The following is a 25,572-nucleotide window of genomic DNA, read 5'->3' as shown; positions in this document are numbered from 1 at the left end:
TGCGTCCCGGGGCCGCGGCCCCGGGACGTTCGTCCGCACGGCCGCACGACGGCCGACCCGCACCAGGGCCGCGGTCTGTCTCCTTGATTGCAAAGGACTTATCGCAATGGCAATGCTGAACGAGGACGATGTTCCCCAGGATGCAGGGCTTCTGACCCTCTGGCTGTTTCTGCGCTCACACGGCCGAGAGGTCACGATCGACGACCTTCGCGCACGCTGCGGCACCGCCACCGTCGGACTCCGCGACATGCTCCGCTGCGCCAGCACGCTCGGTGTGGCGACACGCTCGTGCAAGGCCAGTTGGACCAGACTATCCAACATGCAGATGCCCGTGATCGCCTCGTTGCGCGCGGGGGGATTCCTTCTCGTCGGCAAGATCGATGGTCATGAGGCGCTGGTATTGCGGCCGGCCGCCGCACGGCCGGAGCGGATGACGCGGGACGAGCTGGAGAAAATCCGGAGCGGCGACGTGATATCGGCCGGGCCTCCGGGGACCATTCAGCGGCTGAGAGGCCGGCTTTCCGATATCCATGCGAGGGTGTCTCTCCAGATTGTCGCCCAAGGGCGTCGCTTGGCCGTTCGGCTGCAATCTGTCCCCGGATTTCTCGCCGGTTGGCGCGAAATCATTGCACGGAGACCTCTCAATGCCGCGCCGCAGACCACTCAGCGTGCGGCTGATACCGACGAGGCCGGTCTGAGGGCACTCGTAACGCTGCTGCGATGCCACGGCATTCCTGCTGAGCCGGTCCAGATCCGCCACCAGCTCGGCACAGGCCAGGTCGGCGTTGCCGACATGCTGCGTTGCGCCGTCAATTTCGGACTGAAAGCGCGGGTGCAGAAGACCAATTGGGCCAGATTGGCCGTCACCCCGCTGCCGGGAATCGCGGTGCTTCGCGATGGCAGCTTCCTGATCCTCGGCAAGGTTTCGGACGACAAGATCCTGGTGCAGCGCCCGACCATCGCTCAGCCATTGACGATGACGCAGATCGAACTTGAGGCGGTTTGGGGCGGCGATCTCGTGCTGATGGCGCGACGGGCGCAATTGTCCGACCTCTCTCGCCGCTTCGATATTTCGTGGTTCGTCGGCGCCATTCACAAGTACAGATACCTTCTCGGCGAAGTGCTGCTGGCCTCCTTCTTCCTGCAGATCTTCGCACTGGTCTCACCGCTATTCTTCCAGGTCGTCATCGACAAGGTGCTGGTGCATCGTAGCATGAGCACGCTCGACGTTCTGATTATCGGGCTGATCGGACTCACCTTGTTCGAGGCGGTTCTCGGGACGCTGCGGACCTACGTGTTCTCGCACACGACCAACCGCATCGACGTCGAGCTGGGGGCAAGATTATTCCGCCACTTGATGGCCCTGCCGGTCGCCTACTTCCAGGCGCGGCGGGTGGGCGATTCGGTCGCGCGCGTGCGGGAATTGGAGAACATTCGTAATTTCCTGACGAGCTCGGCACTGACGCTCGGTATCGACTTGCTCTTCACCTTCGTCTTCCTGGCCGTGATGTTCAACTATTCGCCGCTATTGACCTGGCTGGTCATCGCATCGCTGCCGATCTACATCGCGATCTCCGCGGTCGCGGCACCGCTGTTCCGCCAGCGACTGGACGAAAAATTCTCCCGAGGCGCCGAGAACCAGGCGTTTCTGGTCGAGAGCGTCACCGGCGTCGAGACCCTGAAGGCGATGGCTGTCGAGCCCCAGATGCAGCGGAAATGGGAGGAGCAGCTCGCCGCCTATGTCGCTGCGAGCTTCCGTGTGCTCAGCTTGAACAACGTCGCAAGCGAGGCGGTGCAGACGATCAACAAGCTCGTCACCGCCGCAACGCTGTATTTCGGCGCCCGGCTGGTGATCGGTGGAGATCTGAGCGTCGGCGAACTCGTTGCTTTCAACATGCTGGCCGGACGTGTCAGTGCGCCTGTCCTGCGGCTGGCCCAGATGTGGCAGGATTTCCATCAGGCCCGCCTGTCGGTTCACCGGCTCGGCGACATCCTCAACACCCTGCCCGAGCCCGGCTTTCATCCCGGGCGCGCCGCGCTGCCGGCGATCCGCGGACAGGTGACCTTCGAACATGTCCACTTCCGCTACCGGGTCGATGGCCCTCAGGTGCTTCACGACGTCTCCTTCACGGTCCAGCCCGGTCAGATCGTCGGCATCGTCGGGTCGTCGGGATCTGGAAAGAGCACGATCGGCAAGCTGATCCAGCGGCTCTACGTGCCGGAGAGCGGCCGGGTGCTGGTCGACGGCGTCGACCTCGCGATGGTCGACTTGTCATGGCTACGGCGCCAGACGGGCGTCGTGTTGCAGGAGAACGTGCTGTTCAACAGCACGATCCGCGAGAACATCGCGCTGGCGGATCCGACCCTGCCGATGGAGAAAGTGATCGAGGCGGCGAAACTCGCCGGAGCGCACGACTTCATCCTCGAACTTCCCGAAGGATACGACACCGTGGTCGGCGAACGCGGATCCAGCCTCTCGGGCGGACAGCGCCAGCGCGTCGCCATCGCCCGCGCCCTGATCACGGATCCGCGGATTCTGATCTTCGACGAAGCCACCAGCGCGCTCGACTACGAGAGCGAACGCGCGATCCAGCGGAATATGTCGTTGATCGCCGAGGGGCGAACGGTCTTCGTGGTCGCCCACCGGCTGTCGACGGTGCGCAATGCCGACCGCATCATCACCATCGAGCGTGGCCGGATCGTCGAGGACGGTGCGCACGACGAGCTGATCCGAAGCAACGGGCGCTACGCAAATCTGCACTACCTGCAGGCAGGTCTCCATGACGTCCGGTAGTCAGAATATCGTTCCGTTTCGCAAGGCGGAGATGCGGCGCCGCGAGCAGGAGATCGCTTTCCTGCCAGCGGCGCTCGAGATCACCGAGCGTCCTCCCTCGCCGGCCGCGCGGGCCATCGCGGGGAGCATCATGGGGGTGTTCGTCATCGCGCTGATTTGGGCATCGGTCGGCAGTGTCGATATCGTGGCGACCGCGTCCGGCAAGATTGTGCCGGGCGGTCGGACCAAGCTCATCCAACCTTTCGACACCGGCGTCGTGCGCGCCATCCACGTCCGAGACGGCCAGACAGTAAAGGCCGGTGACGTTCTGATCGAACTCGACCCGACCATGCTGGCTGCCGACCACGAGCGACAAAGGGGCGACCTGATGGCTGCCGGCCTTGAGGTGGCACGGTTGCGAGCAGCCCTCGAGCAAGACCCGCTCGCAAGCTTCAAGCCGCCGCCGGGTGCCCTGGCTGACCAGATCGAGATGCAGCGTCAATTCCTGATCAATCAGCGCGCGGAGCTGACATCGAAACTCGCCGAGATCGGACGGCAACAGGCCCAGAAAGAGGCCGAGCGTGCGACAATTTCGGCCAGCGTCGCCAAGGTTCAAGCGACGATTCCAGTGTTGCAGGAAAAGATCGATATCCACAAAGGACTACTCGACAAGGGCTTGGCCTCGCGGGTGGTTTATCTGACCCAGATGCAGGAATTGGTCGGGCTGCAGCAGGACATCCTGGTGCTGACGAGCCGGCTGACGGAGGTCGACGCCGCGATCTCGCTGCTGAAGGAAACGCGAGAGAAGACTGCGGTGGAGTACCGACGCAACATCTACGACGCACTCACCAAAGCCGAGCAGAAGGCCAACGAGTTGGCCCAGGATACGATCAAGGCCGAACAGCGAACCCGGCTGCAGCGGCTGACTTCGCCGGTCGACGGCACGGTGCAGCAGCTTGCCGTCCACACTGTCGGCGGCGTGGTGACCCCGGCCCAGGCGCTTGCGGTGGTCGTGCCCAGCGAGAGCAAGCTGGAAATCGAGGCGACGGTCTCGAACCGCGACATCGGCTTCGTCCATCCCGGACAGGAGGCCGAGGTCAAGGTCGATACGTTCAACTTCACACGCTACGGGCTGCTGCAAGGCGAAGTGGTCAGCGTCTCCTCCGACGCCGTCACGCGCGAGGTGCCGCGCGCCGGTCCGTTCGACCGCCCCACCGGGGGCGGCTCGGCCGCCGCCGAGCCGCGGGGACAGGATCTGGAATACATCGCCCGGGTGTCGCTCGCCCGGACCGACATGCAGATCGACGAGAAACGGGTAAAGCTCGCACCCGGCATGGCCGTGACGGTCGAGATCAAGACCGGCACCCGCAAGATCATCAGCTACTTGTTATCCCCTCTGGCGCGATACCGCCACGAAACGCTCCGGGAGCGGTAGCGGAATGGCCGGATTGCCGGCCGCCCCCACCGACAGCATGATAGGATACCGTGCGGCGTCCTGCGGCATAGCCCGCCGTCCGGCCGCTTGTCACATTGCCGAAAAGCGGTGCGACTTCTCGTGGTGTGGGAATTCAATGCTGAGCAGACGCAGCCTTCTTTTGGCACCGATGTTGGCGACCGCCACAGGCGCCTACGGTGTCGGAATCGAGCCGCTGCTGCACACGAACGTGACGCGATATCTGGTCAGGCCCGCGTCCTGGCCCGCAGGCCTGAAATTGAAAGTCGCCGTAATCGCCGATGTTCATGCCTGCCAGCCATGGATGGATATCGAGCGGATTGGACAGATCGTTCAACTCACCAATGCGCTCGGCGCCGATTTGATCGTCCTGCTCGGGGACTACGTGGCCGGCCACAACAAGATCACCGCGATCGTGCCGGACCACGACTGGGCAGACGCGCTTGGGAATTTGCGCGCACCCCTCGGCGTGTATGCGATCCTCGGCAATCACGATTGGTGGGCGGATAAAAGCGCCCAGTCGCTCCGACGGGGGCCGATTGCGGCCCGGCTTGCGCTCGAGAAGGCAGGGATCCCGGTTCTGGAAAACGACAACATCCGCCTTACAAAGGACGGCAAGGATTTTTGGGTCGCCGGACTGGCCGAGCAGGAGGCGCTGCTTGGCTATTCATCGGGACGTTATGTCAAACGCGGCATCGATGATCTCGAAGCCACGCTCGCGGCCGTGCCCCAGGATGCGCCCGTCGTCCTGCTGGTTCACGAGCCGGACATCTTCCCGCGGGTCCCGGAGAGGGTTTCGGTCACGCTGGCCGGTCACACACATGGCGGCCAGGTGCGCCTGCTCGGCAATGCGCTGTTCGCACCATCGCAACTCAGCCTGACGTATTGCTATGGCCACTTCTTCGAAGGCGGGCGGCACCTGATTGTGTCGGGCGGGCTCGGCTGCTCGTGGTGGCCGGTCCGGTTCGGCATGCCGCCAGAAATCGTTCTCGTCGAAATTCAAGGTCAGGTTTCCTGACGTCCCACTGCGAACGCTGCATGCGCGATTTCCGCGAAACGATCGTTGCGCCGCCCAAGACGGACGCTGCGTGGGTCTGAACACGCCGCGCACGATAACCCGATGGTGGTAACCTCCCTCGACAGATGACCGGCGAGATCGGCAATAAAGGGGTACTCACGACGGGACATTGAGGCACCCCGGTGATTTCACTTCAATCGGCCATCCGCTGATTTGAGACTTTGAGATCATGACGCCGGTTTTCGAAACTGATGGTTTGGTTTTCAAGACCGACGGTTTGGAGGTCCTGGCATTCATGCTCGACATGGATCAGGACGCCGTCGACGACCTCGGTCTCTGCCTCAATGACGAAGAACGGCGTCGCGCCCTGAGGCTCAAACTCGGGCGGGATCGGCGCCGCTTCGTCGCGACGCATGGGCATCTGCGCCACGTCCTCGCTGCCAGACTGGGACTACGCCCCTCCGACATCGAATTCGAAATTGGAAGGCTCGGCAAACCTCGCCTGCCCCGCCGCAAGTGCGGTGCCGATCTTCGATTCAGCCTCTCACGGTCGGCAGACGTCGCGGTCATTGCGCTCGCGAACGACCGCGACGTCGGAGTCGACATTGAGGCCATTCTGCCCGTGCCGGAAGCCGACGAGATCGCAGCGCTGTGCCTTCCTGCCTCCGAGCACGCGTCCTATGCGGCCCAGGAGCCCGAACGCCGGCCGACGGATTTTCTCGAGCGCTGGACGCGGCTGGAGGCGGTGTCCAAGGCGATGGGCTGCGGCTTGGGACAGCCAATCGTCTGGGACGAAAGGAATTGGACGGCCACGGGCTTCGTCCCGAAGCCCGGATATGTCGGAACGGTAGTAGTCCGGAATTGAAGTGTCCGCCAAGGCACCAACGGCCGTACGCTGCACGGCGGACAATGAGGAATCCCATGAAGCAAGGGATCGGTAGGCCTTTTATGCACGACATGCTGCAGATCCCGGATCTGCTCGCAGGCCTTGCGGCCAAGGATATCAAGATCTCCGTCGAACGTGATCGGCTGCGTTGCAGCGCACCGGTCGGCGCGCTGACACCGGAATTTCGTGATCAGTTGCGGGACCGCAAGGGCGATATCATCGCGTTTCTCAACATGGCCACGGCGGCGGCCGTGCAACAGCCGGCGATTATCCCCCTGCAGTCTCACGGAACACAAACGCCGATTTATGCCGTCCCCGGGCATATCGGCGCACCGTTCTCGTTCCTGAATCTGTCGAAGCACCTCGGCGACGATCAGCCGTTCTACGCCCTCCAGCCGGCGGGGTTCGATGGACAGAGCGAGCCGATGGACCGCGTCGAGGACATCGCGGAGTACTTCGCCCGGCAGATCGTCGACTACCAGCCTGCTGGTCCTTACATCATCGCCGGCTACTGCTCCGGCGGCGCGACCGCCTTGGAACTGGCGAGGATCCTCCGCCAACGCGGCGCGGATATCCCCTGCGTGGCGCTGTTTGGCCCGCTCCATCCGACCACCTACAGGGAATTGCCGCGCCTGTTGTATTTCCTCACCAGGGGAAGCGTCGATACGATCGCACGCGAGATCGCGAACCTGCCGACCTTCGGCGCCCGTCTGCAGTATTGCTACGATAGCCTCCGTGGGCACGTTCGCTCCCTGACAGCCAGGCTTGGCAAAAACCAAGAGCCCGTGGCGGTGGACCCGGTGCTGGCAAGCCGGGAGCAGCTCAAATCCACCGCGATCACGGCTTTGCGGCGCTACACGCCCGCCCGCTATGCGGGGCGTGTCTGCATTTTCCTTCCGAACAAGGCCTGGCTCAGGTCGGGGGCAGCACCGCATCGGTGGCTCCAAGTCATGCCCCACGCCGAATTCTACTTCGGCCCCCGGGGCTGCAACGATTTCCGCATGCTCGAGGAGCCGGATGCGCCTGCCATCGCGGCCCTCTATCACCAGGCAATGCAACGAGCCGATCGGCCGAGATGACCTGATGTCCGGAATTTCGCAGGAGGAGCGTGCCGCATGAACAAAGTGGTATCGATGGCGCTGGACGGCGTAGCAATTGCGGGGCCGAGCGATCATGATCATCGCACGCGCGTGGTGGACTACAACGCCACGGCCGCGCCCTTCCCCTCTGACAAAACGGTCATCGATCTTTTCCGCGAGCAGGTGGTCCATGCTCCCGATGCCGAGGCGATCCGCGACCGCGCCGCGACGCTGACTTACCGGCAACTCGACGCCCGCTCGAACCAGTTGGCTGCGTATTTAAGCTCGGTCGGGGTTGGCCCCGGACGTATCGTCGTGCTGTTCATGGAGCACTCGATCGAAGTCGTCGTCGCGATACTGGGCATTCTGAAGTCGGGCGCGGCGTACGTGCCGTTGGACGTGGCCACGCCGAAAGGGCGTATCGCGACGATCCTGAAGGACATCCGTAATGGGACTGACGGGACGATGCCGGTGGCGATCACCCAGGCGCGCCTTCAGTCTGTCATTTCGCCGGACCTCGCCGACATCTTCGTGCTGGATGCCGATTTCGGCGCGATTTCCAATCAGCCGGATTCGGACCGGCCGTCGGCCGCGGCTCCACATCAGCCCGCCTACATCATCTTCACCTCGGGCTCGACCGGCACGCCCAAGGGCGTCGTGATCGAACACCGGAGCCTGGTGAACTACATCTGGTGGGCCGCGCGGATGTATAGCGCCGGCGAACGCCTCACATGGCCTCTGTTTTCCTCCTTGGCCTTCGACCTCACCGTCACGACGCTCTTCACGCCCCTCGTCACCGGCGGCCGCATTGTGGCCTACCTCGGCGACCCGGGGGTGCAGAGCATGGTGGTGCTCAAGGTTCTCGAGGATAATGCCGCCGACATCATCAAACTGACGCCGGCACATCTTTCGATGATCCGGACCGGCGCGCTCGCAACCACGCGGCTGCGCAAATTCATCGTGGGTGGTGAAGACTTCAAGTCGGAGTTGGCCCGCGAGATCAGCACAGCCATCCCGCATTCCGTCGAAATCTACAACGAATACGGGCCGACCGAAGCCACTGTGGGCTGCATGATCCACCGCTTCGATGCCGAGCGGGACCGATCCGCATCGGTGCCGATCGGCGTCCCGGCCGCCAATACGGGCATTTATGTCCTCGATCAGGCGCATCGCCCGACGGCTCCCGGCGTGATCGGAGAGATGTTCATTGCGGGCGACGGTCTGGCGAGAGGTTACTACCAGCGTCCGGATCTCACCGACGAACGTTTCGTGACGGTCGTCGATCCGAGGGATGGGGTTTCAAAGCTTCGGATGTATGCAACGGGCGATCTCGCCCGCTGGAACGCGGAAGGACGTCTGGAATTTCTCGGCCGCGCCGATCATCAGGTGAAGATCGGCGGCGCGCGTATCGAACTGGGCGAGATCGAGGCCCGGCTGATGAGCCACCCGCGGGTTCAGGATTGCGCCGTTGCGGCGATGGCCGAAGACGGCATCGACCGCCTCGTCGCCTACTATGTGTCCTCGGCTCCCCTCACCGCGGCGGACCTGCGCACTCACCTCGCCCAGGAACTCCTGCAGTCCATGATCCCGACGCACTACATCCGTCTCGACCAGATGCCGCTGACATCCAATGGCAAAATCGACCGCTCCTCGCTTCCAGCGCCGACCGCACAGGGCCATGAAGCCGCCACGGATTTCGTCGCCCCGGAGACCGAGACTGAAAAGAAGCTGGCCGCGCTCTGGTGCGAGCTTCTCAAGGTCGAGGCGATCGGTCGTGGCGATAACTTCTTCGAACTGGGCGGAGCCTCGCTTCTGGTGACGCGGGCAATGGCGCGGATGCGAAAGACCTTCGGCGTCGACGTGCAGCTCCGCAATCTGTTCGAGCGCCCGACCTTGGCCGGACTGGCCGAACTGATCGACGGCATGCGCTGGGTCGCTGCGTCAGGAACAGCCTCCCGCTCCGACGGACCGTTGGAGGAGATCGAACTGTAGCGCGCCGCAATTCCACGAGGTTCGAAGCCGGCACGAAGGCTTTCGTGTCGGAGACACTGCGAAGGGTGACGACGATGGACAAAGCGTGGGTATCGGCACAAGGACCGGGCCTGCCCTGGACGGCGGGCGAGTACGAGACTCTGCGCGATCAGGTTCGCCGCTTCGTCGAGGAGGAGATCAAGCCTTCTGCCGATCACTGGGAACAAGACGGCTTCGTTCCCCGTTCGATCCTGCGCCGCATGGGCGAACTCGGCTTCTTCGGCATCCGCTACCCGACCGAGTACGGCGGCGCCGAAATGGACGCCGTCGCGTCCGTGGTCTTCGCCGAGGAGCTCGGTCGCTCCACTTATGGCGGCGCCGCCGATGCGATCCTCGTCCACTCCGACATGGCGTCCGCGTATGTCTTCCACGACGGCAGCAAGGCCCAACGCGATCGTTGGATGCCCGGAATCGTCCGTGGCGAAACCATCACCGCGGTCGCCATCACCGAGCCGGATGCCGGGTCGGACATGAAGGCGATCCGCACCCGCGCGCGGCGTGATGGCGACTCTTTCGTTCTCAACGGCACAAAGCTCTACATCACGAACGGCGTCCACGCGGATCTCTACTGCGTCGCGGCGACGACCAATGCGTCTGCAGGAGCCAACGGAATCACGATGTTCCTCGTCGAGAAGGGAACGCCGGGCTTCCACGTCGCCCGCGAGCTCGACAAGCAGGGCTGGCGTTCCTCCGATACGGCCGAGCTCGTCTTCAACGATTGCCGTGTCCCCGCCGAGAACATGCTCGGCGCGGAGGGACAGGGCTTCTATTCCATGATGCGCAACCTGCAGAACGAGCGCCTCGTACTTGCCGCCATGGCCCTGGGAACAGCCGAGGCGGCGCTCGATGCGACTCTGGCGTGGGTGAAGGCCCGTCGGGCCTTCGGAGGCGCGCTATGGGACATGCAGGCGATCCGGCATCGTCTCGCGATGCTGTCTGCAAAGGTTGAGGCGGCGCGCGAGTTTCTCTACGCCACGGCCTGGCGCATGGCGGCGGACGACGATTGCCTGCGAGAGATCTCGATGCTCAAGGCCCTTTGCGGCGAACTCGTCAACGAGGTGGCCTATGCCTGCGTGCAGTTTCACGGCGCCATGGGGGTCATGCGCGAGAGCCCGATCGAGCGAATAGCACGCGACGCCCGCATCCTGTCCATTGCGGGCGGCGCGACGGAAGTGATGCTGGATGTGATCGCGTCGCTGATGTGAGTTCGTGAAGCCGCAATTCTCACGCATCCGGAGTCCGTTCCATGTGTTCGATTTTCGGCATTTTCGGCCTGCAGGATGACGACGACCGCTCGGTGTTGCGCCGCCACTGCGTCGATCTTTCCCGACGCCAGCGCCATCGTGGGCCGGACTGGAGCGGCGTGTATGTCGATGCAGGCGCAATCCTGGTCCACGAGCGCCTGTCGATCGTCGATCCGGCCGGCGGCGCGCAGCCGCTTCTCTCCGAGGATTCCAGTCTGGCGCTGGCGGTCAACGGCGAAATCTATAATCACCTCGAACTGAAGGCCGAACTGATCCAGCCCTACGCGTTCCAGACCGGTTCTGACTGCGAGGTCATCAACGCGCTGTTTCGCGAAGACACCCCCGCTTCTTTCCTCAACCGCATCAACGGCATTTTCGCGTTCGCCTTATGGGACTCTCAACGGCAGCGCGTACTGATCGCGCGCGACCCGATCGGCGTGGTCCCGCTGTATTGGGGCCATGACAAGGACGGCAGACTCGTCGTCGCCTCCGAGCTCAAGGCGCTGGTCGACATCTGCGCCGACGCCGCGCAGTTCCCCCCGGGCCACTGGTATGACAGCGGCACCGGCACCCTCACCCGCTACTACGTACGCCCCTGGCGCGACTACAAGGCGGTCGAGGGCGTGGCAGCCGACCGTGCCGCGCTGCGCGAAGCTTTCGAACGCGCGGTGCATCGCCAGTTGATGACCGATGTGCCGTACGGCGTGCTGCTGTCAGGCGGCCTCGATTCATCGCTGGTCGCCGCCGTGGCCGCGCGTTACGCACGCCACCGCGTCGAGGATGGCGACCGCAGCGAAGCATGGTGGCCACGGCTGCATTCCTTCGCCATCGGCCTGAAGGGTTCGCCAGACCTCGCCGCGGCAGCGATCGCCGCCGAGGCGTTGGGCACAGTGCATCACGGTTTCGAATACACCTTCGAAGAAGGTTTGGACGCGCTGCCGGAAGTCATCCGCCACGTCGAGACCTACGACGTCACGACGATCCGCGCCTCCACGCCGATGTTCCTGCTGGCGCGGCGCATCAAGGCGATGGGTGTCAAGATGGTGCTGTCCGGCGAAGGCAGCGACGAGATATTCGGCGGCTACCTGTATTTCCACAAGGCGCCCAACGCTCGCGAATTTCACGAAGAGCTGGTGCGCAAGCTCGATGCGCTCAACAACTACGATTGCCTGCGCGCCAACAAGTCGATGATGGCGTGGGGCGTCGAGCCGCGCGTGCCGTTCCTGGACCGCGAATTTCTCGACGTGGCCATGCGCATCGACGCCAAGCAAAAAATGGTCGGACAGGGCGCGGATGGCGCGCGGCGCATCGAGAAGGCGATCCTGCGCGAAGCGTTCGAGGGCTATCTGCCGGATTCGATCCTGTGGCGTCAGAAGGAGCAGTTCAGCGACGGCGTCGGATACGGTTGGATCGATGGCCTGAAGGCGCATACCGAAGCTCAGGTCAGCGACCGGGTCATGGCCGCAGCCGACAAGCGCTTCGGACATAATCCGCCGCAGACCAAGGAGGCGTATTACTACCGCCATCTGTTCCAGCTGTTCTTTCCGACGCAGGCTGCGGCCGAAACGGTGCCGGGCGGCAAATCGATCGCCTGCTCCTCGTCGGCGGCGATCGCCTGGGACGCCAGCTTCGCCGCGATGGCGGATCCCTCGGGCCGCGCCGTGACGGGCGTGCACCAGCAGGCGCTGACCTGATCGTCGCGGCTGCGCGAGAACCCCGCTCACCTGATCTCGCCGGCGTCCATCTGAGGTTGATCGCAACTAAAGGCCAGCTTCGATAAGGTCCTGAGTGCCGCACGCGCGCTGCACTCAGGGCTTGACGTAGCTCCAACCGTTCTCCTGCAGCTCCATCACCCGCACCACGCCGGAATCGACGATCCTGGCCTGCGACAGGATCGGAATTTCCTTGTCTTCGGCCTTGCTCATCTTGTCCCGGGTATTGCCGCAGGCCTTGAACGACACTTCCGGCAAGCCGAGCGCCATCTCCTCGATGCGAGTCTTCACCGGCGAGGTGTCGTTTCGAAGCATATGCAAGCCGGGGCCGAAGGTCACGATTTCGATCTGCACCTTGTCGCCCCTCGACTTGTAATAGTCGGCCACATTGGTTGCATTGTTCAGGGCGAGGTTCATGGCGGCCGCATCGTTCGAATTGACCTGGAGAACCAGACGATGCGCGATCGCGGTCGGCTCTTTCGCACGCTCTGAGCGTTGTTGCGGCTTCGACTTGGTCGCTGTTTCAGCATGCAAGCGCGGCCCAGGCACGGCGATATCCACGGACCCGGCCATCGACTTGTTCTGAGATCCCGCCGGAATCGTGCAGCCATGACAGCCATCCTTGGCCGACGTCGGCTGGTCGAGCAACGGAAGCATTGCCGACGCAACCAGAGTGGACAGCGCGATGAACGGGATAGAACGCATGGCGCAACTCCTTGAGTGAGCGACTTCGGATAGGCGATGAACTATCGGTCCTTGGGCTTGGCGAGTGCATCGGGCCATCGGCACGCCGAGGCGAGGCGCCGACGGACCGCATCGAATCCGTCCAGGGGGAATGTCACTTCATCCACGCGTCCGGACGACAGAATCTGTACCGAAAGGTTGCCGCTGTCCGGCAGCGACTGTACGAGACGGACCGCATCGCCGCCCCGCGCGATGGCAGAGTCCGCAGATGATGACGGGCCAACGCTGACCGCGGGACCGCCGTCGATCCGGTAGGACGTCGTCTGGATGATGCGCGCAGCTCCGACGCTCTCGATGACCAGCTCGCTCCGCCCGCCGCGGCACCGGATCGTCAACCGCAATGCGGGGGCTGCCACATCGGCAGCCCGCGCTCGGGCCGCAACGGATGCGGTCCCGACAGGCGAATAGTCGACCGGCGACGTGGTCAGCCCGACGGTCCAGCCGACGGACGGCGCAGGCGACGGCGCGATGGCTTGGGCCGCCTGCTCCAGGCACTGCACGCGCTGCGCTGTCTCCATGAGCGAACAGGCGCGCATCCGCCCCATCGGATCGTCGGCCCCTTCGGCCAACGCGGACGTGCACGCGAGGGCGGCCGTGACGATCGATAGGATCGTCGAGCGGTTCATCGGGCGGCGCGCGGCTAGCGGTCGAGCCACGCCTGCGCCGCAGGCAGACGCGTCAGCCCCGGCACCGTCGCGCCGAGGTTGATGGACTTCCATTTCGGATCGAAGCCCGCCCCCTGCAGAGTGTCGATGCGCGAGAACAACCGGTCGACGAAGCGCGCAACGCGTTCGTAGCGGTTGGTGTTGGCCGGCCAATTGAAGGCAACCAGCACCGTGGGCACCGCAATCGTCGCAACCCGCTCGCCTGGCTTGAGGAGATTGGGATAGTCGGACGATTCCAACGTGGCCGGAAGGTAGTAGTTGCCCAAGTTACTCTCGTACGGCACCGGCAGAAACTTGAACCCCGGCTCCCATCGTCCCTTGACGAAGGCGTCGATCGGCTTGGAGGTGACGAACACCACCGCGGCCATCTCGCCGCGTCGCATCTGCTCGAGCGCCACCTGGTGCGGCACGAAGGTCTGCTCCGCCGCAATACCGAGCCTGCTGAAGATCAGGGGCCCGGAATAGGCTGCCGCGGTGCCCTGGGTATTGAAGTTCACCTTCTTGCCGGCGAGATCCTTCAGGCTGCCGATTTCTGGCCGCACGAAGACGTGCAGTTCGGACGGAAACAGACTCGCGATGTAGGCGATCCTGCGATCGATGTCGGGCACCTCTCCTTTGTATTCGTCGAGCGCGTCCGAATTGATGATCGCGGCGTCGATCCCGCGGAGATAGAGCAGCGAGTTCACGTTCTCCGCCGCACCGCGCGTCACGACCGGCAGGACGCGGAGTTCATCACCGTCGTCGGTGACGCGGGCCATTTCCGCCGCCAAACGCAACGGAGCCCCCTCGATCAGGCCGCCAGCGAGCCCGACCGTCCAGGCGTTCATCTTGAGCTGCTGCGGAGTGGGCCTCGCCTCGGTGCGTGGAAGCGGTGGACGGCCCTGCCGACTTGGCGAAGTCTTGCCGTCCTGAGCCGCTACGCAGTCCATCGCCGCCACGCACGTCATCGCAAGCATCGCAAACAGCAGAATGCGCAATCCCTTGAACTGGCCCACGAGCGAACTCCCTTTCAGAGCGAGCGACGGCCGCACGGTTCGTCCGGCCTTAGCGAGCCTGTTTTATTGGCGGAGCGCTTCGGCCCGCTTGCTCGCTTCCGGCACGCCGCCGGCGCCTGCTTTGGCATAGAGCTCGCGCGCCATCGCGGGGTCGCCGCGCGTACCGTAGGTTCCCCATTTGGCGAGCACTGAGGGATCGTAGGTTTCGGCGAGCGCGAAGCTCGCCTGCGGATTACCCATCTCGGCGGCGCGTTCCAGCACGATCCGGGCCGCGATAATGTCGCCCTGCCCGAGCAACGAACTGGCCCGGGCCAGAAGACTGATGGCAGCCGCCTCCGTTTCTGGAGCAGGCTTATTCGGCGCGATCTTGTCGGGAGCGAGCTTGGCAGCAGCGCTGGGGCGTTCGGGCCGCGCGGCGCGCTCCTTCTCCGTCACCGTCCCTGGCCGCGCCGTGGTTGCCGTCGCCACCTGCCGCCGTAACTCCGCGGCTTCCTCGGCTGCCTTGATCGCCTGCAGCCGCTCCGCCTGCAAATCAGCGCGAAGCTTCGCAACTTCGCCGGCAAGCGCCTCGGCGCGTTCGCGGTCCTTCTGCGTCGCCTGCTTGATATCGGCGGCCTTGGTCTCGGAGCTCTTCTTGAGCTGGGCCGCCTCGTCGCGCAGCTTTGCCAGCATCGTCGTTCGGCCATCGAGTTCGCTTCGCGCAGCCGCGAGATCGCGCTCCAATGCCGCAATGCGAGTCTTGTCTGTCTTGTCCTCGGACGACGACTGACGTGCCGGACCGGAAGCAGCCATCTGTCCGCGAAGCTCCGTGGCTTCGTTGGCCGCCTTGATGGCCCGCGCCTGGCTGGCGTCGAGTTCGAGCCGGAGCTTGGCCAGATCAGAGGCGAGCGCCTCGCTCCGCTCGCGCTCCTTCTGCGCCGCCGTTCTGAGATCGGCCGCGGCCGCTTCGTAGGACGTCTTGATCGAGGCGGTCTCGTCCTTGGCCTTGGCAGCAAGAGCGGCCTGAGCATCGAGTGCGCGCCGCGCCGACGCGAGCTCCTGGTCGAGCCGCGTGGATCGCTCGTGTTCGATCGAGAGATGCTGCAGCAGCTCGATCTCGCGCCGAGCCCCGGCCAGCTCGCGTGCGAGCGGCTCGGGAACGTTGTCCTTGGTTGCTTGCTGGGATCGCAGAGCCAGGCCGGTTTCGCCTGGCCCTGATGCAGACGCCCCCGGCTCCGCCGCAAGCGCTGCGCCGGCCCAGAAGGCGGCCGACAGCAGCAACGAGCTGACCCGCACGGCCTGTACGCGCCGACGTCGGCGAAGGGCGGCATTCGTATCGTCGTTGCTGGGACAACCAGAGGAGCCCTGTTTCATAGCCGGCACTATGCACCCCGCCTCTGAGCGAATTCTACGGCCAACATGGAGGACCCCGGCGCTACCCAGATCGGGTTAGGAACTGTCTTGCCTCCAAGTGCTCGCGTTTTGCCGTTGCGAGCAGCGCCAGGACTCTCGAGCGCACCGTTGTTGTCGTAGCCCGAGAAAATCAGGACAGCCGACAAGCCCGGAGATACCAACCGCTTTTCAACCGAGCAGTGTCCCAAGGCGGCGTCAGGTCGTTTCGAACGGGGCGCAAAAGAGGTGCTCCCGAAGGGAAGTTGTTACCGCAGTGGCGAAGGACCACGATGGCAGTCCTGCATGCTGCTCCATCTGCGTGGGGCCGCATTACGTGAACGGAGTGCAGCACGCCATGGGACTTTTCGAGCAAGATGGGCACGTCAGCCCGGCCGCCATCCTCCTCGCTGTGGGTGTCTCTGGCGTAGCCGTGTTGGGAGGCACGGCGATGAAGAACGCCAATGACTTCGTCGCGGTGGCCTCCGCGGCTCCCACCACCGTTCCGGACACATCCAAAGGCGATCCAGTGAAAGGCGACGCGGTCCACGCGACCTCCAACGCGGTGCTGGCGCAAGACCAGCCGACGGCGGAGCCGCCGAAGCTGGCCATCGCGGTCGAACCAGGTTCAGGCACCGCCTTCGCCATCGGCGATCGGGTGAAGCTCGCATTCTACGAGAAGATGGCGGTGGAAGAGGATAAATGGGGCCGTGCTTCGTCGGCGATGCGCGGCATCGTGCAACGCCCGGAGATGAGCGGCGAGTACGCCGTCCAGGAGGACGGCACGGTGGCGCTGCCCCTGCTCGGCTCCATTCCGGCGGCAGGCAGATCCCTCAAGCAGTTCGTGGCGTCCGTCGCCGACAGCTCCGAGCAGATCCTCGGGCACAAGTTGATGGTCAACGTTGTCTCGCTCGATCGCGCGCCGGTCTATGTCCTCGGTCCGGTCAAGAATTCGGGATCGTTCAAGTACGCCTCCGGCATCACGGTCCTGCACGCCGTCGCCCTGGCTGGCGGCCTCGACCGCGGATCGAGCGACTCGTACATGAAGATCGAAACGGTCCGCGAGATCCAGAAGCGCAGTGGCGCCGCCGGCTCCATGCTGAAGCTGCTCGCGAGGCTCGCGGTGCTGAAGGCCGAGCGCGACGGCGTCTCCCCCAAGATCCAGCCACAGCTGATGGAAATGGTCGGCGCGGCGGAAGCCAAGAATCTGATCGAGGAACAGATCGAGCGTCGCAAGCCGCTGATGTTGGCCCGGCAGGAACGCCAGCGCGCGATCACCGGCGCGATCGAGGCAGCCAAGCAGGACCTCGAGCTGTACGGCCGCACGGAGTCGCTCGATCAGTTGGTGAAGACACGGCAGGAGCGCGTCGACAACACCCGCACGCTGGTGGAGCGCAACGTCCTCAGCAAAGCGGTGCTTAGTCAGGTGCAGGGCGAACTGTCCGATGCCGAGCAGCGCCGTCAGGATTCACTCAACCAATACGGGATGGCCAAGCAGCGGCTTTCCGGAATGCAAGCCGACGCGCTCAAGATTCAGTCCGACCTGAAGAACGAGCTGGCGGTGGAGATCGACGCCATCGAGCGGCAGCTCACCGAGAACGAGCGCGAGTTCCGTACCAGCGAAGGCATCCTGAGCAGCCTGCCCTCCACCCGCGCCCAGTTCTCCTTCGCCAAACGGGCCAACAGTATCAACTACAGTATTGTGCGGCAGTCATCGAAGGGTCCGATCACCATCGAATCCGACGGCATGACGGTGCTGCAGCCGGGCGATCTTGTGAATGTTACGCTCGGCGCCGGCGACGCCCTTGATCGGGAGCCGGCCGTTATCGTGCCAGCGGCGCCGCAGATCCCAACGACGCCGGCGGCGCCGGTCGGGCTGCGCTCGACGGACAAAAAGGTCGCGCGGGATTAAGCGACGACCGCAGGAGTCATCCGGCAGCGAGTTGGACGACCGCCATTGAGAAGGCTTTCGGTATCGCCGAAAGCCTTCTTTGTTTGTTCAGGTGTGATAGTTCGTGCGCAGACTCTAAGGTACGGCGAAGTCTCGAATGAACGCGTGAAGCATGTGCGCGCCGAGCAAATTCTGCTGTCCCTTGCAGGGCATCGGGAAATGGACGGACGATGTCCATCGCGATGAAACCGACGTCGTGGCCCCCGGGGCCGACCTGACTGGCACACGATGCCCGACTAGGCACGGCCTCAGTAACACGCTCCTGTCAGGCAGGGCGTCTGGCCACGATCATGGTCGAAACTCCGAACCGGCGCAGCGGAGAGCGCTCGATGATGGGCATCAAGCGGCGGTAGGCCGAGATCGCAAATGCCGGCATCCACTGATAGAGCTCGAACACCGGCAGCACGTAGTCGACCTTCTCGATCTGGAATCCCGCGGCGGCCACCGTGTCGCGCAATTCGTGCGGCCAGTAGTTGCGAGCCGACATCACCTTGGTCGCCAGCCGATAGGGCAACCATGGAAGCAACGGGATCGGGAAACCGAAATCGCGGCCCATGACTCGCATGCCGTGGCCTTCGAACGGAAACCAGCGGTTCGGACTGATGACTACCAGCCGGCCGCCAGGGCGTAGCACCCGGTGGATTTCGCGCAGCGTCGCCGCCTCGTCGGCGACATGCTCGAGGACTTCGTTCATCAGCGCAGCATCCACCGACGCGGCGGGCAGCGGAAAATTGTCGGTGCAACAGTAATATTCCGTGCGTTGCGCCCGGCGGTCGCCGCGCTCCAGGGCGGCCTGCCTGCGAGCCGACGCCTCGTCGATCCTGGATTGTTCGGGATCGACCCCGATGGCCTTGTCGGCGCCCGAGGCCACCAGGGCCTCCGTGTAACCACCGTCCGCGCAGCCGCAGTCGAGCCAGACGCCCTCGAGCAGCCCGAGCTCCTTCAACTTGCCGAGGCGGTAGGCGAGATTAGTCCCGAACGCGGTCGAACCGCCGGGGTGACGGTAGCGTGGCGCGGTCCTGGCCTGGGCGAGCGGCATCGGGCTGCTGCTGGTCATGCGTCGGTTCCTTTCGCGGTGATGTAGATGCCGCCTGCCGGCACTTCGCACGGAGCAGGACTGTCGAACGGTGGCATCCGCTTGCCCGGAGCACTGCCGAGTGTCGATCGGGGCTGCGTCGGCTGCGACCCCGAACTTGGGGGGCGGGATGCGCTTCCGGAATAGGCGACGTAGCCCGCATACAGCACCATGCACGCTCCCTCGATGCTGACGACGACGGTCCATCCCACGACCAGACCTTCGAGACCGCCAAGCTCTGCACCGGCCACGGCGACACAGAGCTCCAGAATTCCCCCGAGCAGAAACCACGGCGATGATCGGCGCATGGCATCGTTCAAGCGCGCCAGGGTGCACGCATGAAACTTGAGCGTCGATCCGAGCAAGCTGAATCCCAGGAATCGCAGGCTTGAGCCGGCGATATCCGGATAGGCCGGATTGAAAGCGGCCAGGATCTCCCGCGAGTAGACCAGGACGAACACCGCGCAGGCGGTCGAGAACAGCAACGAGACGCCCAGCGACACTGCGAAATTGTGGCGTGACTGTTTGGGACTTGCACGCACGACCGGAAACAGCACGGTCGCCATCACCGCCGGGATCGCCGCGGCGGTGGCAATCAGCATCCAGACCACCGCGAACGCCGCATTGGTGGTCGGGGTCAGTATCACCACCACCAGAAATGGCACGACGAGGCCGGGCGCCTGCAAGGCGATGTCGAGCGTGTAGTGATCAAGCACCTTGTGCCGCAGCTTGTGCAACAGTGCGAAGTCCGGACGGCCCAGCAGAGCACGGACACCGCCATGGGTCGCGAGATCGACCAGGATCCAGGACACGACCGCGCCTGCGATCCAGGTCATCAGAATGGCGATTTCATTGGACGCTCCGGCTAAGGCAGCCATGCCGATCATGCCGAGCTTCAACAGGGAGAACACCACCTGTTGAAGCATCCTGGCGGTCCCGTTCAGGGTGCCGAGGAGCGCCTGGCTGACCACCATCGTGAACGCGGTGAGTGCGCTGCCGAAGATGAAGAGTAGCATGGTGTGCCGGCCGGCGATCAGGCTGGCATGTCCGAACAGCGGCTCCGCAACAACGAAAACCATCCCCAGGGCGGCTGCCAGCGCCATCGCGACGACCGTCGCGGCGCTGACCAGCCCGGCGACCCTTCCCCGGTAACGGGCAGCCTCTCCCACCAGCAGCGTGCCGAGGCCGGAGTCGCCCAGCAGTCCCAAGAGTCCCATCACCGACAAAAGCGCCGCCGCCCGTCCAATCGCCTCGGGCGGAAAGAGCCTTGCGGCCAACCACCAATAGCCGAAACCCAATCCGGCGGTGACAACCGTCGCGAGCGTCAGAGCTCCGGAATTCCGAAGCAGGGCCGCGCTCTTCCTGACCGCCTCCCTCACCCTTGCGAGCGACGTGGGGCTCTCTAGGGGCAAGGCGCACCCTCCGCTTCCAGCACCCGCACGCCGCGCGCCGCCTTCTGCATCACGTCGCGGTACACCTGTTCGATTCTTGGTACCACCGCGCTCGCCTTGAGACGTCCGACCCGCGCCTCAGCCGTCGTCGCCAATCGATTGAGGAGCGCGCGGTCGTCGATGAGCCGCTGCATCGCGGTCGTCAGCGCGGCGACGTCACCGGGAGGCACCAGCACCCCGGTCTCTTCTGGATCGATCAGGTCGGGCATGCCGCCGATATCGCTCGCTACCACGGCCTTGCCCGAGGCCATCGCTTCCATCACTACGGTCGCGCAGGCTTCCGGACCGACCGAAGGCAGCACGCCGAACAACGACTTTCGCCAGGCGTGCATGATTGCCGAATGCGGCCAGGTCCCCATGACCCGAACGTTGGGCGGAAAGTCCCGCGGCGTGTCGGGCGCGGAGCGTCCGATCAGCACCAAGGGCGGCGCATGCTTCAATTGGCCATACGCCTCCGCCAAAACGTGAATTCCCTTCAGGCGCATCATATCGCCCACGAACAGGATGAACTCGCCTTCCGGCAGCTCACGGAGGCACGGCTCCTCGGCGCCAGGAACTCCGACATCGTCGGGCACGAAATTCGGAATCACCTCGAACGGCGCGCGACTTCCGACCAAGCCCGTATGGCGGGCCACCGCATGGCTCACCGGGATGAAACGATCGACGATCCGTCGCGCAGCAAACCCGGATGCCAAATTGCCCAGTGTGGTCGCGGTCGCCTTCGCGGCGCCGTAGTGTCGGCTCGCACAAGCGAGGCATTTCGTCAGTTCGACACCGTCGCACAGCCGCTGTCCCAGATACATGAAGTTCTTCTTGGCGCAGGACAGTCCGTAATCATGCATGGTGATCACCAGCGGCGGACCACCGATCGCCTTGAGCGGCAGCAGCGAGGCGTAGATCCAATTGTGCGCATGGATGACGTCCGGCTGTTCCGCCGCGATCAGGCGCTTCAGCGCCAGCGCCAGTTCGGGATCCGGGAACGGCGGCGCATGCGGGCGGTCTGCATCGGCATGCAGGCCCGCGAACCGCTGTAGCGTTCCGCGCAGACGGTGAACGTGGACGTTGCCATCCGTCTCGATGTCGGGCGAACCGTGATGCACCGAGGTGCCGACGCTGACCTGATGCCCCCGTTGCGCCAGCGCCGCACCGAGATTGCGAACGTGCCTCTCCTCGCCGCCGATCACGGGAGGATAGAACTGCGATAGCAGCAGGACGCGCATGAATGCTCCGTTGCCGTTCAGCTTCGCCCGAGCAAGGCCGAGACGCTGCGGTAGAGGCGGTTGTCATCGGGTCGGTACAGTCTCGCCACCGCCTGTCGCGGCGTCGCGCCGGGAGCGACGGGCAGTTCGCGGGTCCAGGTCTCGCCGGGGGCCATCTCGAGCGAACGGAAGGTGGCGATCGGACGACCGTCCAGAACGACCTCGACGTCGAACCGCTGCCCCTTCGCCTCGCCGCTGCGCACGCCGACCTTCAGCCGTCCGCCGTCATCCGCCGGCAGCAGCCAGAACTCGGTGTACTTGAACTGCTGCTGCGCCGCTTCGTCCCTAACAGCCAGGACGTAGGCTCCGGTCGCGATCATGAGCGAGAGGGCTATCGCACCGACGTGCCACGGCCGCACGCCGTTCGGCGTACCACCTGGCACAACAAATTGTGCCAGAGCGGCCCCGCCACTGCGGATCGCCAACAACGATGACCCGACCACGACCAGCCAGAACCAAGCAGCCCAGCCGAGCGGAGACAATGCACCAACCGCGTTGAGCACGAGGCCGCCGGCGATCCCGACCACAAGACTCGCCCCGATGGCGTAGGCAAGGTGCTCAGCAATCGAGTTCGCAGCGATCCCGATCGCCCGGACCGCCGTATGGCCGCAGACCAGCAAGGCCAGAGGAAGGCAGAGAACGGTCCGCAGGATTGCATTGTCCGTCATGGCGACCGCGAGCACCGCCAGATTGGCTAACAGGCACGCCAACAGAAGGTCTCGGTTGTTAGGGGCGTACATGCATTCCCCTCATGTCGTAGATCCGGATGAAGCCGTTGTCGTAGATCCGTCCAACCCCCTCAATGTCCTCGAATTTGCTCAGCGCATCGACTGCGATCGGCTTGTCGGTTCTGGGCTCCCATGGCTCGAAGTAGAACCCGAGAACCGGCGGAGCCGCGGTCAGGCGCATGTCGACCAGCAGGAAGTCCACGTCGCTCTGCGCTAGGGCCCAGAAATCGTCGCCCGATAGCGTCGCACTCCCGAACACGCGCGCCGAATTGACACCCGGCGCGATATCGAGCCTCACGTCCTGACGCCCGTATCCGGCGAGCAGCAGACGGTTGACGCGGTCGGAGGTGAAGCGGTTGCCAGGCCCCATCCACTCCTTGGTCCAGCGCGCGGTTCCGACGGCCATCGCCTCGACCGACTGGGCATCCGCCGCCACCCGATAAGGCCCCCGGATCAGATCGAGTGAGGCGCTCGTGATTCCGCTCAGCACGATCACGCTGAGCGCGAGCGGCGGTGCAAACAGACGCCATCCCCGCGGCGACAGGCCCTGCCAGAAGTGGACGACTCCAGCCGCGACGACCAGTCCAACGCCGAAGAATGCCAGCGTCCCCATGCGATTGCCGATTTCCCACCCGCCGATACTCAGCCGAAACAGGACCGAGAGCGGAAACCCGAAGGCGAGCACGGTGAGGAATACGATGCGGCTATCGCTCCAACGCCGCTCCAGCACATGTTGGATCGACCGCCAGCCCGCCCGGCCCGAACCAACCATCGAAAGCGCAAGCGACCTGAAGAACCCAGTCGCCAACCCGATTGCTGTCAGCAACACGCCGAGTAGCGTGATTACCCGCATCACGAGGGGCTGCGACGGCGCCTTCGCGTCGGCGAGCGGATCGGGCGGCTGCATCGCCGCACCGTGTAGCTTCGTCAAAAGAGTCTTGACGCCGCTCTCGATCACCGGACCGAGATAAGCGCCGAGATCGGTGCCACGGAACTCCATCCAGAGCAGCGGCAGAGCAACCGCCATGACGGCACCAATGGCAACTCGGGCTTCTCGCCGAGACCCGTCTCGGCGCAAAAGATCCAGTGTCGCCACCGCGCCGAAATAGATCGCCGCATAAACAGCCGAGAGGTGATGGGTAACTGCGATGCCGCCGAGTATCAGGCCGATGAGTAACAGCGCTCTTGCCCGTTGCGGGCCGGCGTCGTTTCGCGAGGCCGCCTCGATCGCAAAAGCCAACGCGCACAACACGATGCCGAGACTCTCGTACGAAAACATCGCCTCAAAAAGGAAAAACGTCGAGCAGCCCATATAGGCGAGCGAGCCGACCGCAGCGATCCGTGCCGAGCCGGTGATCTTCTCATAGAGCAGGAACAGCGCGACGATGAAGGTGCCCTTCAGCACTGCGAGCAGCAGCATTGCGGAAGCGAATAACGGCAGGCGTGTCAGGTCGGCGAGCGACGTCGCCAGAATCTCCAGAGCCTGGTAGGTCGATCCAACTTCGAGCAAGGGATTGGACAGGAACAGGCGTCGAGCCGTCATCAGATCGTCGGCCGCGACCCAATGCAGATATTCATCGTGCGGCGTGAAGCTGGTCGGTGAATACACCGTCCTGCAGAAGAACATCGCCTCGACCAATAGCAACAGCAGTAGAAGTCGCTCGCCGCGCGACGCATCCGGCCATGCGATGCGAAAGCTGATCGGAACAACCATCAGGGCGATACCGAGCCAGAACAGCACCGGCGCCATTGCTTCGCCACGTCGGCCCGCGCCCTGCCCCAGCACCACCAGCAACAAGGCGGCCGAGACGATCAGGAACAATACGGCCACCACGCCCGGCTTGGCCGGCTGCGGCACAGGCTCGGCTGCACCGTCCCGAAAATCCGGCCCGATCACGGCCATGACCTGCCGAACACGGTTTCTGACCGGGCCGGTCCACGTTCCGAGCGTGATGTCGCCGGTCGTCATCGGCGAGGCGCTGTTCGAGGCACAAGCGCCAACCGGCCATTGCCAGAGGCCCCTCGCGCCGCAGACCGAGCGGTCATCACACCGCAATACACGTCCATCAATGCATCCGCGCAATCGTCCCAGTCCGGGAGCGCCAGGTCGGGAAACAAACGTGTGGTGGTCATCTCCCTGGCGATCGCCGCAGCCGTCTCGACAGCGCTGGCGCCGCAGGGGATGGCTCGGCACAGGCCCTTCGCGGCGAGTTCAGCCAATCCCGAAGACTTGCTGACCAGCACCGGACGCCGCAGCGCGAGTGCTTCCATCACCGCCACGGGATGCGCCTCATAATCGCTGAACAACACGAACAGGCCCGCTCTCGCCAGCAGGTCCGCCATCTGTTGCCGGTCGCCACCCGGGATTGCGCCGATCGTCACCCGATCATCGAGACCGAGCTTGCGCACCTGGCTCCGCAGCGCGTTCTCGTAGGGTCCGGTGCCGACGACGTGAAGCCGTGCCTCCGGAAGCCGCCGAATGACCTCGGGCATTGCCGCAATGGCCCTATGATGCCCCTTGTAGCGTTCCAGCCTGCCGCTCGAGACGATCAGGTTGGGATCGACCCGAACGCCGGGGCTCGGTGTTGGCATCGCCGCCCCGTTCGGTATCACCGCGAACTGCTCCCGCGGCACGCCCATCCGGGCACTGAAGAAGTCCGCCTCGAATTCGGAGACGCCGATCAGGCGGTCAGCCCGTGATATCAGCGGCCGCAGCATGGCCTGCTGGGTGCCGCGCACGGCATTGCGCAGGCGCGACGAGTGCCCGCCACTGTGGAAGGTCAGCACGAACGGCAGATCGCCCCGGATAGTGGCGAACAGACCTATCGGCACCACGAACGTGCTGTAACCCTGGAAGTGGATCAGGTCCCAGGTGCCTTCTCGGATCGCCGCATAGACGCCCGGCGCGATATACAGGTCGAGGTCCTTCGGCCAGGCCCTGACCCGCCGGACGCGCATCCCCAATACATCTTCTTCGACTGGTAGTTCGCCGGACGGGTCGGTCGTGAGCACGTCGACGCTGTGGCCGCGCGACTGCAGCCGCGGACCGACCTCCCGGATGTGAGTTTCGATGCCACCCATGAATGGATGGCAGCGAGCGGCAACCATCAGAATTCGCATCGAACGATCACCACTCTTGA

At 64.4% G+C, this 25,572-nt stretch carries 19 protein-coding genes; 9 read left to right on the top strand and 10 right to left on the bottom strand.

Annotation, left to right across the window (positions count from 1 at the left end):
• Positions 1–106 precede the first annotated feature (106 nt).
• The 8 genes from ACFFJ6_RS19040 to asnB all read left to right on the top strand — a co-directional run bounded on the left by ACFFJ6_RS19040 (position 107) and on the right by asnB (position 12,178).
• On the top strand, positions 107–2,794 hold the full coding sequence (locus ACFFJ6_RS19040) for a type I secretion system permease/ATPase (RefSeq protein WP_378390720.1): 2,688 nt from the start codon (positions 107–109) through the stop codon (positions 2,792–2,794).
• On the top strand, positions 2,781–4,208 hold the full coding sequence (locus ACFFJ6_RS19035; protein ID WP_378390718.1) for an HlyD family type I secretion periplasmic adaptor subunit: 1,428 nt from the start codon (positions 2,781–2,783) through the stop codon (positions 4,206–4,208). Before ACFFJ6_RS19040 ends, ACFFJ6_RS19035 begins: the two co-directional genes overlap by 14 nt.
• A gap of 136 nt (positions 4,209–4,344) precedes the next feature.
• The gene (locus tag ACFFJ6_RS19030; protein ID WP_378390716.1) at positions 4,345–5,244 is read left to right on the top strand and encodes a metallophosphoesterase; all 900 of its coding nucleotides are present in this window, start codon (positions 4,345–4,347) and stop codon (positions 5,242–5,244) included.
• A 229-nt stretch (positions 5,245–5,473) separates the two neighbouring features.
• Positions 5,474–6,109: a 4'-phosphopantetheinyl transferase family protein gene (locus tag ACFFJ6_RS19025; protein ID WP_378390714.1), complete on the top strand. Its 636-nt coding sequence runs from the start codon at positions 5,474–5,476 to the stop codon at positions 6,107–6,109.
• Positions 6,110–6,165: 56 nt separating this feature from the next.
• Entirely contained in the window at positions 6,166–7,209 is a 1,044-nt protein-coding gene (locus ACFFJ6_RS19020; RefSeq protein ID WP_378390712.1) for a thioesterase domain-containing protein, read from the top strand.
• A 36-nt stretch (positions 7,210–7,245) separates the two neighbouring features.
• Positions 7,246–9,201, top strand: a complete 1,956-nt coding sequence (locus tag ACFFJ6_RS19015; protein WP_378390710.1) for a non-ribosomal peptide synthetase — start codon at positions 7,246–7,248, stop codon at positions 9,199–9,201.
• Between the two features lie 74 nt (positions 9,202–9,275).
• Positions 9,276–10,445, top strand: a complete 1,170-nt coding sequence (locus tag ACFFJ6_RS19010; protein WP_378390708.1) for an acyl-CoA dehydrogenase family protein — start codon at positions 9,276–9,278, stop codon at positions 10,443–10,445.
• Between the two features lie 41 nt (positions 10,446–10,486).
• Positions 10,487–12,178, top strand: a complete 1,692-nt coding sequence (gene asnB / locus ACFFJ6_RS19005) for an asparagine synthase B (protein WP_378390706.1) — start codon at positions 10,487–10,489, stop codon at positions 12,176–12,178.
• Positions 12,179–12,292: 114 nt separating this feature from the next.
• Here the strand turns inward: asnB and ACFFJ6_RS19000 are convergent, their stop codons facing one another.
• The 4 genes from ACFFJ6_RS19000 to ACFFJ6_RS18985 all read right to left on the bottom strand — a co-directional run bounded on the left by ACFFJ6_RS19000 (position 12,293) and on the right by ACFFJ6_RS18985 (position 15,860).
• Complete coding sequence (locus ACFFJ6_RS19000) at positions 12,293–12,901, bottom strand: DsrE family protein (protein ID WP_378390703.1); 609 nt, start codon at positions 12,899–12,901, stop codon at positions 12,293–12,295.
• 41 nt (positions 12,902–12,942) lie between these two features.
• A complete protein-coding gene (locus ACFFJ6_RS18995) occupies positions 12,943–13,566 on the bottom strand; it encodes a hypothetical protein (protein WP_378390701.1) in 624 nt (207 codons plus the stop codon).
• A gap of 14 nt (positions 13,567–13,580) precedes the next feature.
• On the bottom strand, positions 13,581–14,600 hold the full coding sequence (locus ACFFJ6_RS18990; RefSeq protein WP_378390699.1) for a TAXI family TRAP transporter solute-binding subunit: 1,020 nt from the start codon (positions 14,598–14,600) through the stop codon (positions 13,581–13,583).
• Between the two features lie 63 nt (positions 14,601–14,663).
• Positions 14,664–15,860, bottom strand: a complete 1,197-nt coding sequence (locus ACFFJ6_RS18985) for a coiled-coil domain-containing protein (protein ID WP_378390697.1) — start codon at positions 15,858–15,860, stop codon at positions 14,664–14,666.
• A gap of 559 nt (positions 15,861–16,419) precedes the next feature.
• Here ACFFJ6_RS18985 and ACFFJ6_RS18980 point away from each other — a divergent pair.
• On the top strand, positions 16,420–17,880 hold the full coding sequence (locus ACFFJ6_RS18980) for a polysaccharide biosynthesis/export family protein (protein ID WP_378390695.1): 1,461 nt from the start codon (positions 16,420–16,422) through the stop codon (positions 17,878–17,880).
• Between the two features lie 304 nt (positions 17,881–18,184).
• On the opposite strand, the gene ACFFJ6_RS18975 is transcribed toward ACFFJ6_RS18980, so the two are convergent.
• From ACFFJ6_RS18975 to ACFFJ6_RS18950, 6 genes are read right to left on the bottom strand one after another with little or no spacing between them, the layout of a single operon-like run.
• Positions 18,185–18,958 (bottom strand): class I SAM-dependent methyltransferase, encoded by a 774-nt coding sequence (locus ACFFJ6_RS18975; protein ID WP_378390693.1) that lies wholly within the window; start codon positions 18,956–18,958, stop codon positions 18,185–18,187.
• A gap of 14 nt (positions 18,959–18,972) precedes the next feature.
• Positions 18,973–20,406 carry a lipopolysaccharide biosynthesis protein gene (locus ACFFJ6_RS18970; RefSeq protein ID WP_378390690.1) on the bottom strand — a complete coding sequence of 478 codons (1,434 nt, stop codon included), beginning with the start codon at positions 20,404–20,406 and terminating at the stop codon, positions 18,973–18,975.
• Positions 20,397–21,665 carry a glycosyltransferase family 4 protein gene (locus ACFFJ6_RS18965; protein WP_378390688.1) on the bottom strand — a complete coding sequence of 423 codons (1,269 nt, stop codon included), beginning with the start codon at positions 21,663–21,665 and terminating at the stop codon, positions 20,397–20,399. Before ACFFJ6_RS18965 ends, ACFFJ6_RS18970 begins: the two co-directional genes overlap by 10 nt.
• Before the next feature lie 17 nt (positions 21,666–21,682).
• Positions 21,683–22,444: a hypothetical protein gene (locus tag ACFFJ6_RS18960; protein ID WP_378390686.1), complete on the bottom strand. Its 762-nt coding sequence runs from the start codon at positions 22,442–22,444 to the stop codon at positions 21,683–21,685.
• Positions 22,431–24,401 (bottom strand): hypothetical protein, encoded by a 1,971-nt coding sequence (locus tag ACFFJ6_RS18955; protein ID WP_378390684.1) that lies wholly within the window; start codon positions 24,399–24,401, stop codon positions 22,431–22,433. The genes ACFFJ6_RS18960 and ACFFJ6_RS18955 overlap by 14 nt, the downstream gene beginning before the upstream one ends.
• The gene (locus ACFFJ6_RS18950; RefSeq protein ID WP_378390682.1) at positions 24,398–25,552 is read right to left on the bottom strand and encodes a glycosyltransferase family 4 protein; all 1,155 of its coding nucleotides are present in this window, start codon (positions 25,550–25,552) and stop codon (positions 24,398–24,400) included. The genes ACFFJ6_RS18955 and ACFFJ6_RS18950 overlap by 4 nt, the downstream gene beginning before the upstream one ends.
• Positions 25,553–25,572: the final 20 nt, after the last annotated feature.

Origin of the sequence: Rhodopseudomonas telluris, from assembly GCF_042432815.1 — a bacterium.
Taxonomy (GTDB): Bacteria; Pseudomonadota; Alphaproteobacteria; order Rhizobiales; family Xanthobacteraceae; genus Rhodopseudomonas; species Rhodopseudomonas telluris.
Note: the sequence above shows the minus strand (reverse complement) of the source record. Positions and strands in the feature narration are given on the sequence as shown.

What these genes read in the sequence shown, in the direction of transcription:
- ACFFJ6_RS18960 (WP_378390686.1), bottom strand. Translation starts at nt 22,444, where the DNA reads ATGTACGCCCCTAACAACCGAGACCTTCTGTTGGCGTGCCTGTTAGCC.
- ACFFJ6_RS19040 (WP_378390720.1), top strand. Translation starts at nt 107, where the DNA reads ATGGCAATGCTGAACGAGGACGATGTTCCCCAGGATGCAGGGCTTCTG.
- ACFFJ6_RS19020 (WP_378390712.1), top strand. Translation starts at nt 6,166, where the DNA reads ATGAAGCAAGGGATCGGTAGGCCTTTTATGCACGACATGCTGCAGATC.
- ACFFJ6_RS19025 (WP_378390714.1), top strand. Translation starts at nt 5,474, where the DNA reads ATGACGCCGGTTTTCGAAACTGATGGTTTGGTTTTCAAGACCGACGGT.
- asnB (WP_378390706.1), top strand. Translation starts at nt 10,487, where the DNA reads ATGTGTTCGATTTTCGGCATTTTCGGCCTGCAGGATGACGACGACCGC.
- ACFFJ6_RS18955 (WP_378390684.1), bottom strand. Translation starts at nt 24,401, where the DNA reads ATGACGACCGGCGACATCACGCTCGGAACGTGGACCGGCCCGGTCAGA.
- ACFFJ6_RS19000 (WP_378390703.1), bottom strand. Translation starts at nt 12,901, where the DNA reads ATGCGTTCTATCCCGTTCATCGCGCTGTCCACTCTGGTTGCGTCGGCA.
- ACFFJ6_RS18950 (WP_378390682.1), bottom strand. Translation starts at nt 25,552, where the DNA reads ATGCGAATTCTGATGGTTGCCGCTCGCTGCCATCCATTCATGGGTGGC.
- ACFFJ6_RS18995 (WP_378390701.1), bottom strand. Translation starts at nt 13,566, where the DNA reads ATGAACCGCTCGACGATCCTATCGATCGTCACGGCCGCCCTCGCGTGC.
- ACFFJ6_RS18965 (WP_378390688.1), bottom strand. Translation starts at nt 21,665, where the DNA reads ATGCGCGTCCTGCTGCTATCGCAGTTCTATCCTCCCGTGATCGGCGGC.
- ACFFJ6_RS18975 (WP_378390693.1), bottom strand. Translation starts at nt 18,958, where the DNA reads ATGCCGCTCGCCCAGGCCAGGACCGCGCCACGCTACCGTCACCCCGGC.
- ACFFJ6_RS19015 (WP_378390710.1), top strand. Translation starts at nt 7,246, where the DNA reads ATGAACAAAGTGGTATCGATGGCGCTGGACGGCGTAGCAATTGCGGGG.
- ACFFJ6_RS18980 (WP_378390695.1), top strand. Translation starts at nt 16,420, where the DNA reads ATGAAGAACGCCAATGACTTCGTCGCGGTGGCCTCCGCGGCTCCCACC.
- ACFFJ6_RS19035 (WP_378390718.1), top strand. Translation starts at nt 2,781, where the DNA reads ATGACGTCCGGTAGTCAGAATATCGTTCCGTTTCGCAAGGCGGAGATG.
- ACFFJ6_RS19030 (WP_378390716.1), top strand. Translation starts at nt 4,345, where the DNA reads ATGCTGAGCAGACGCAGCCTTCTTTTGGCACCGATGTTGGCGACCGCC.
- ACFFJ6_RS19010 (WP_378390708.1), top strand. Translation starts at nt 9,276, where the DNA reads ATGGACAAAGCGTGGGTATCGGCACAAGGACCGGGCCTGCCCTGGACG.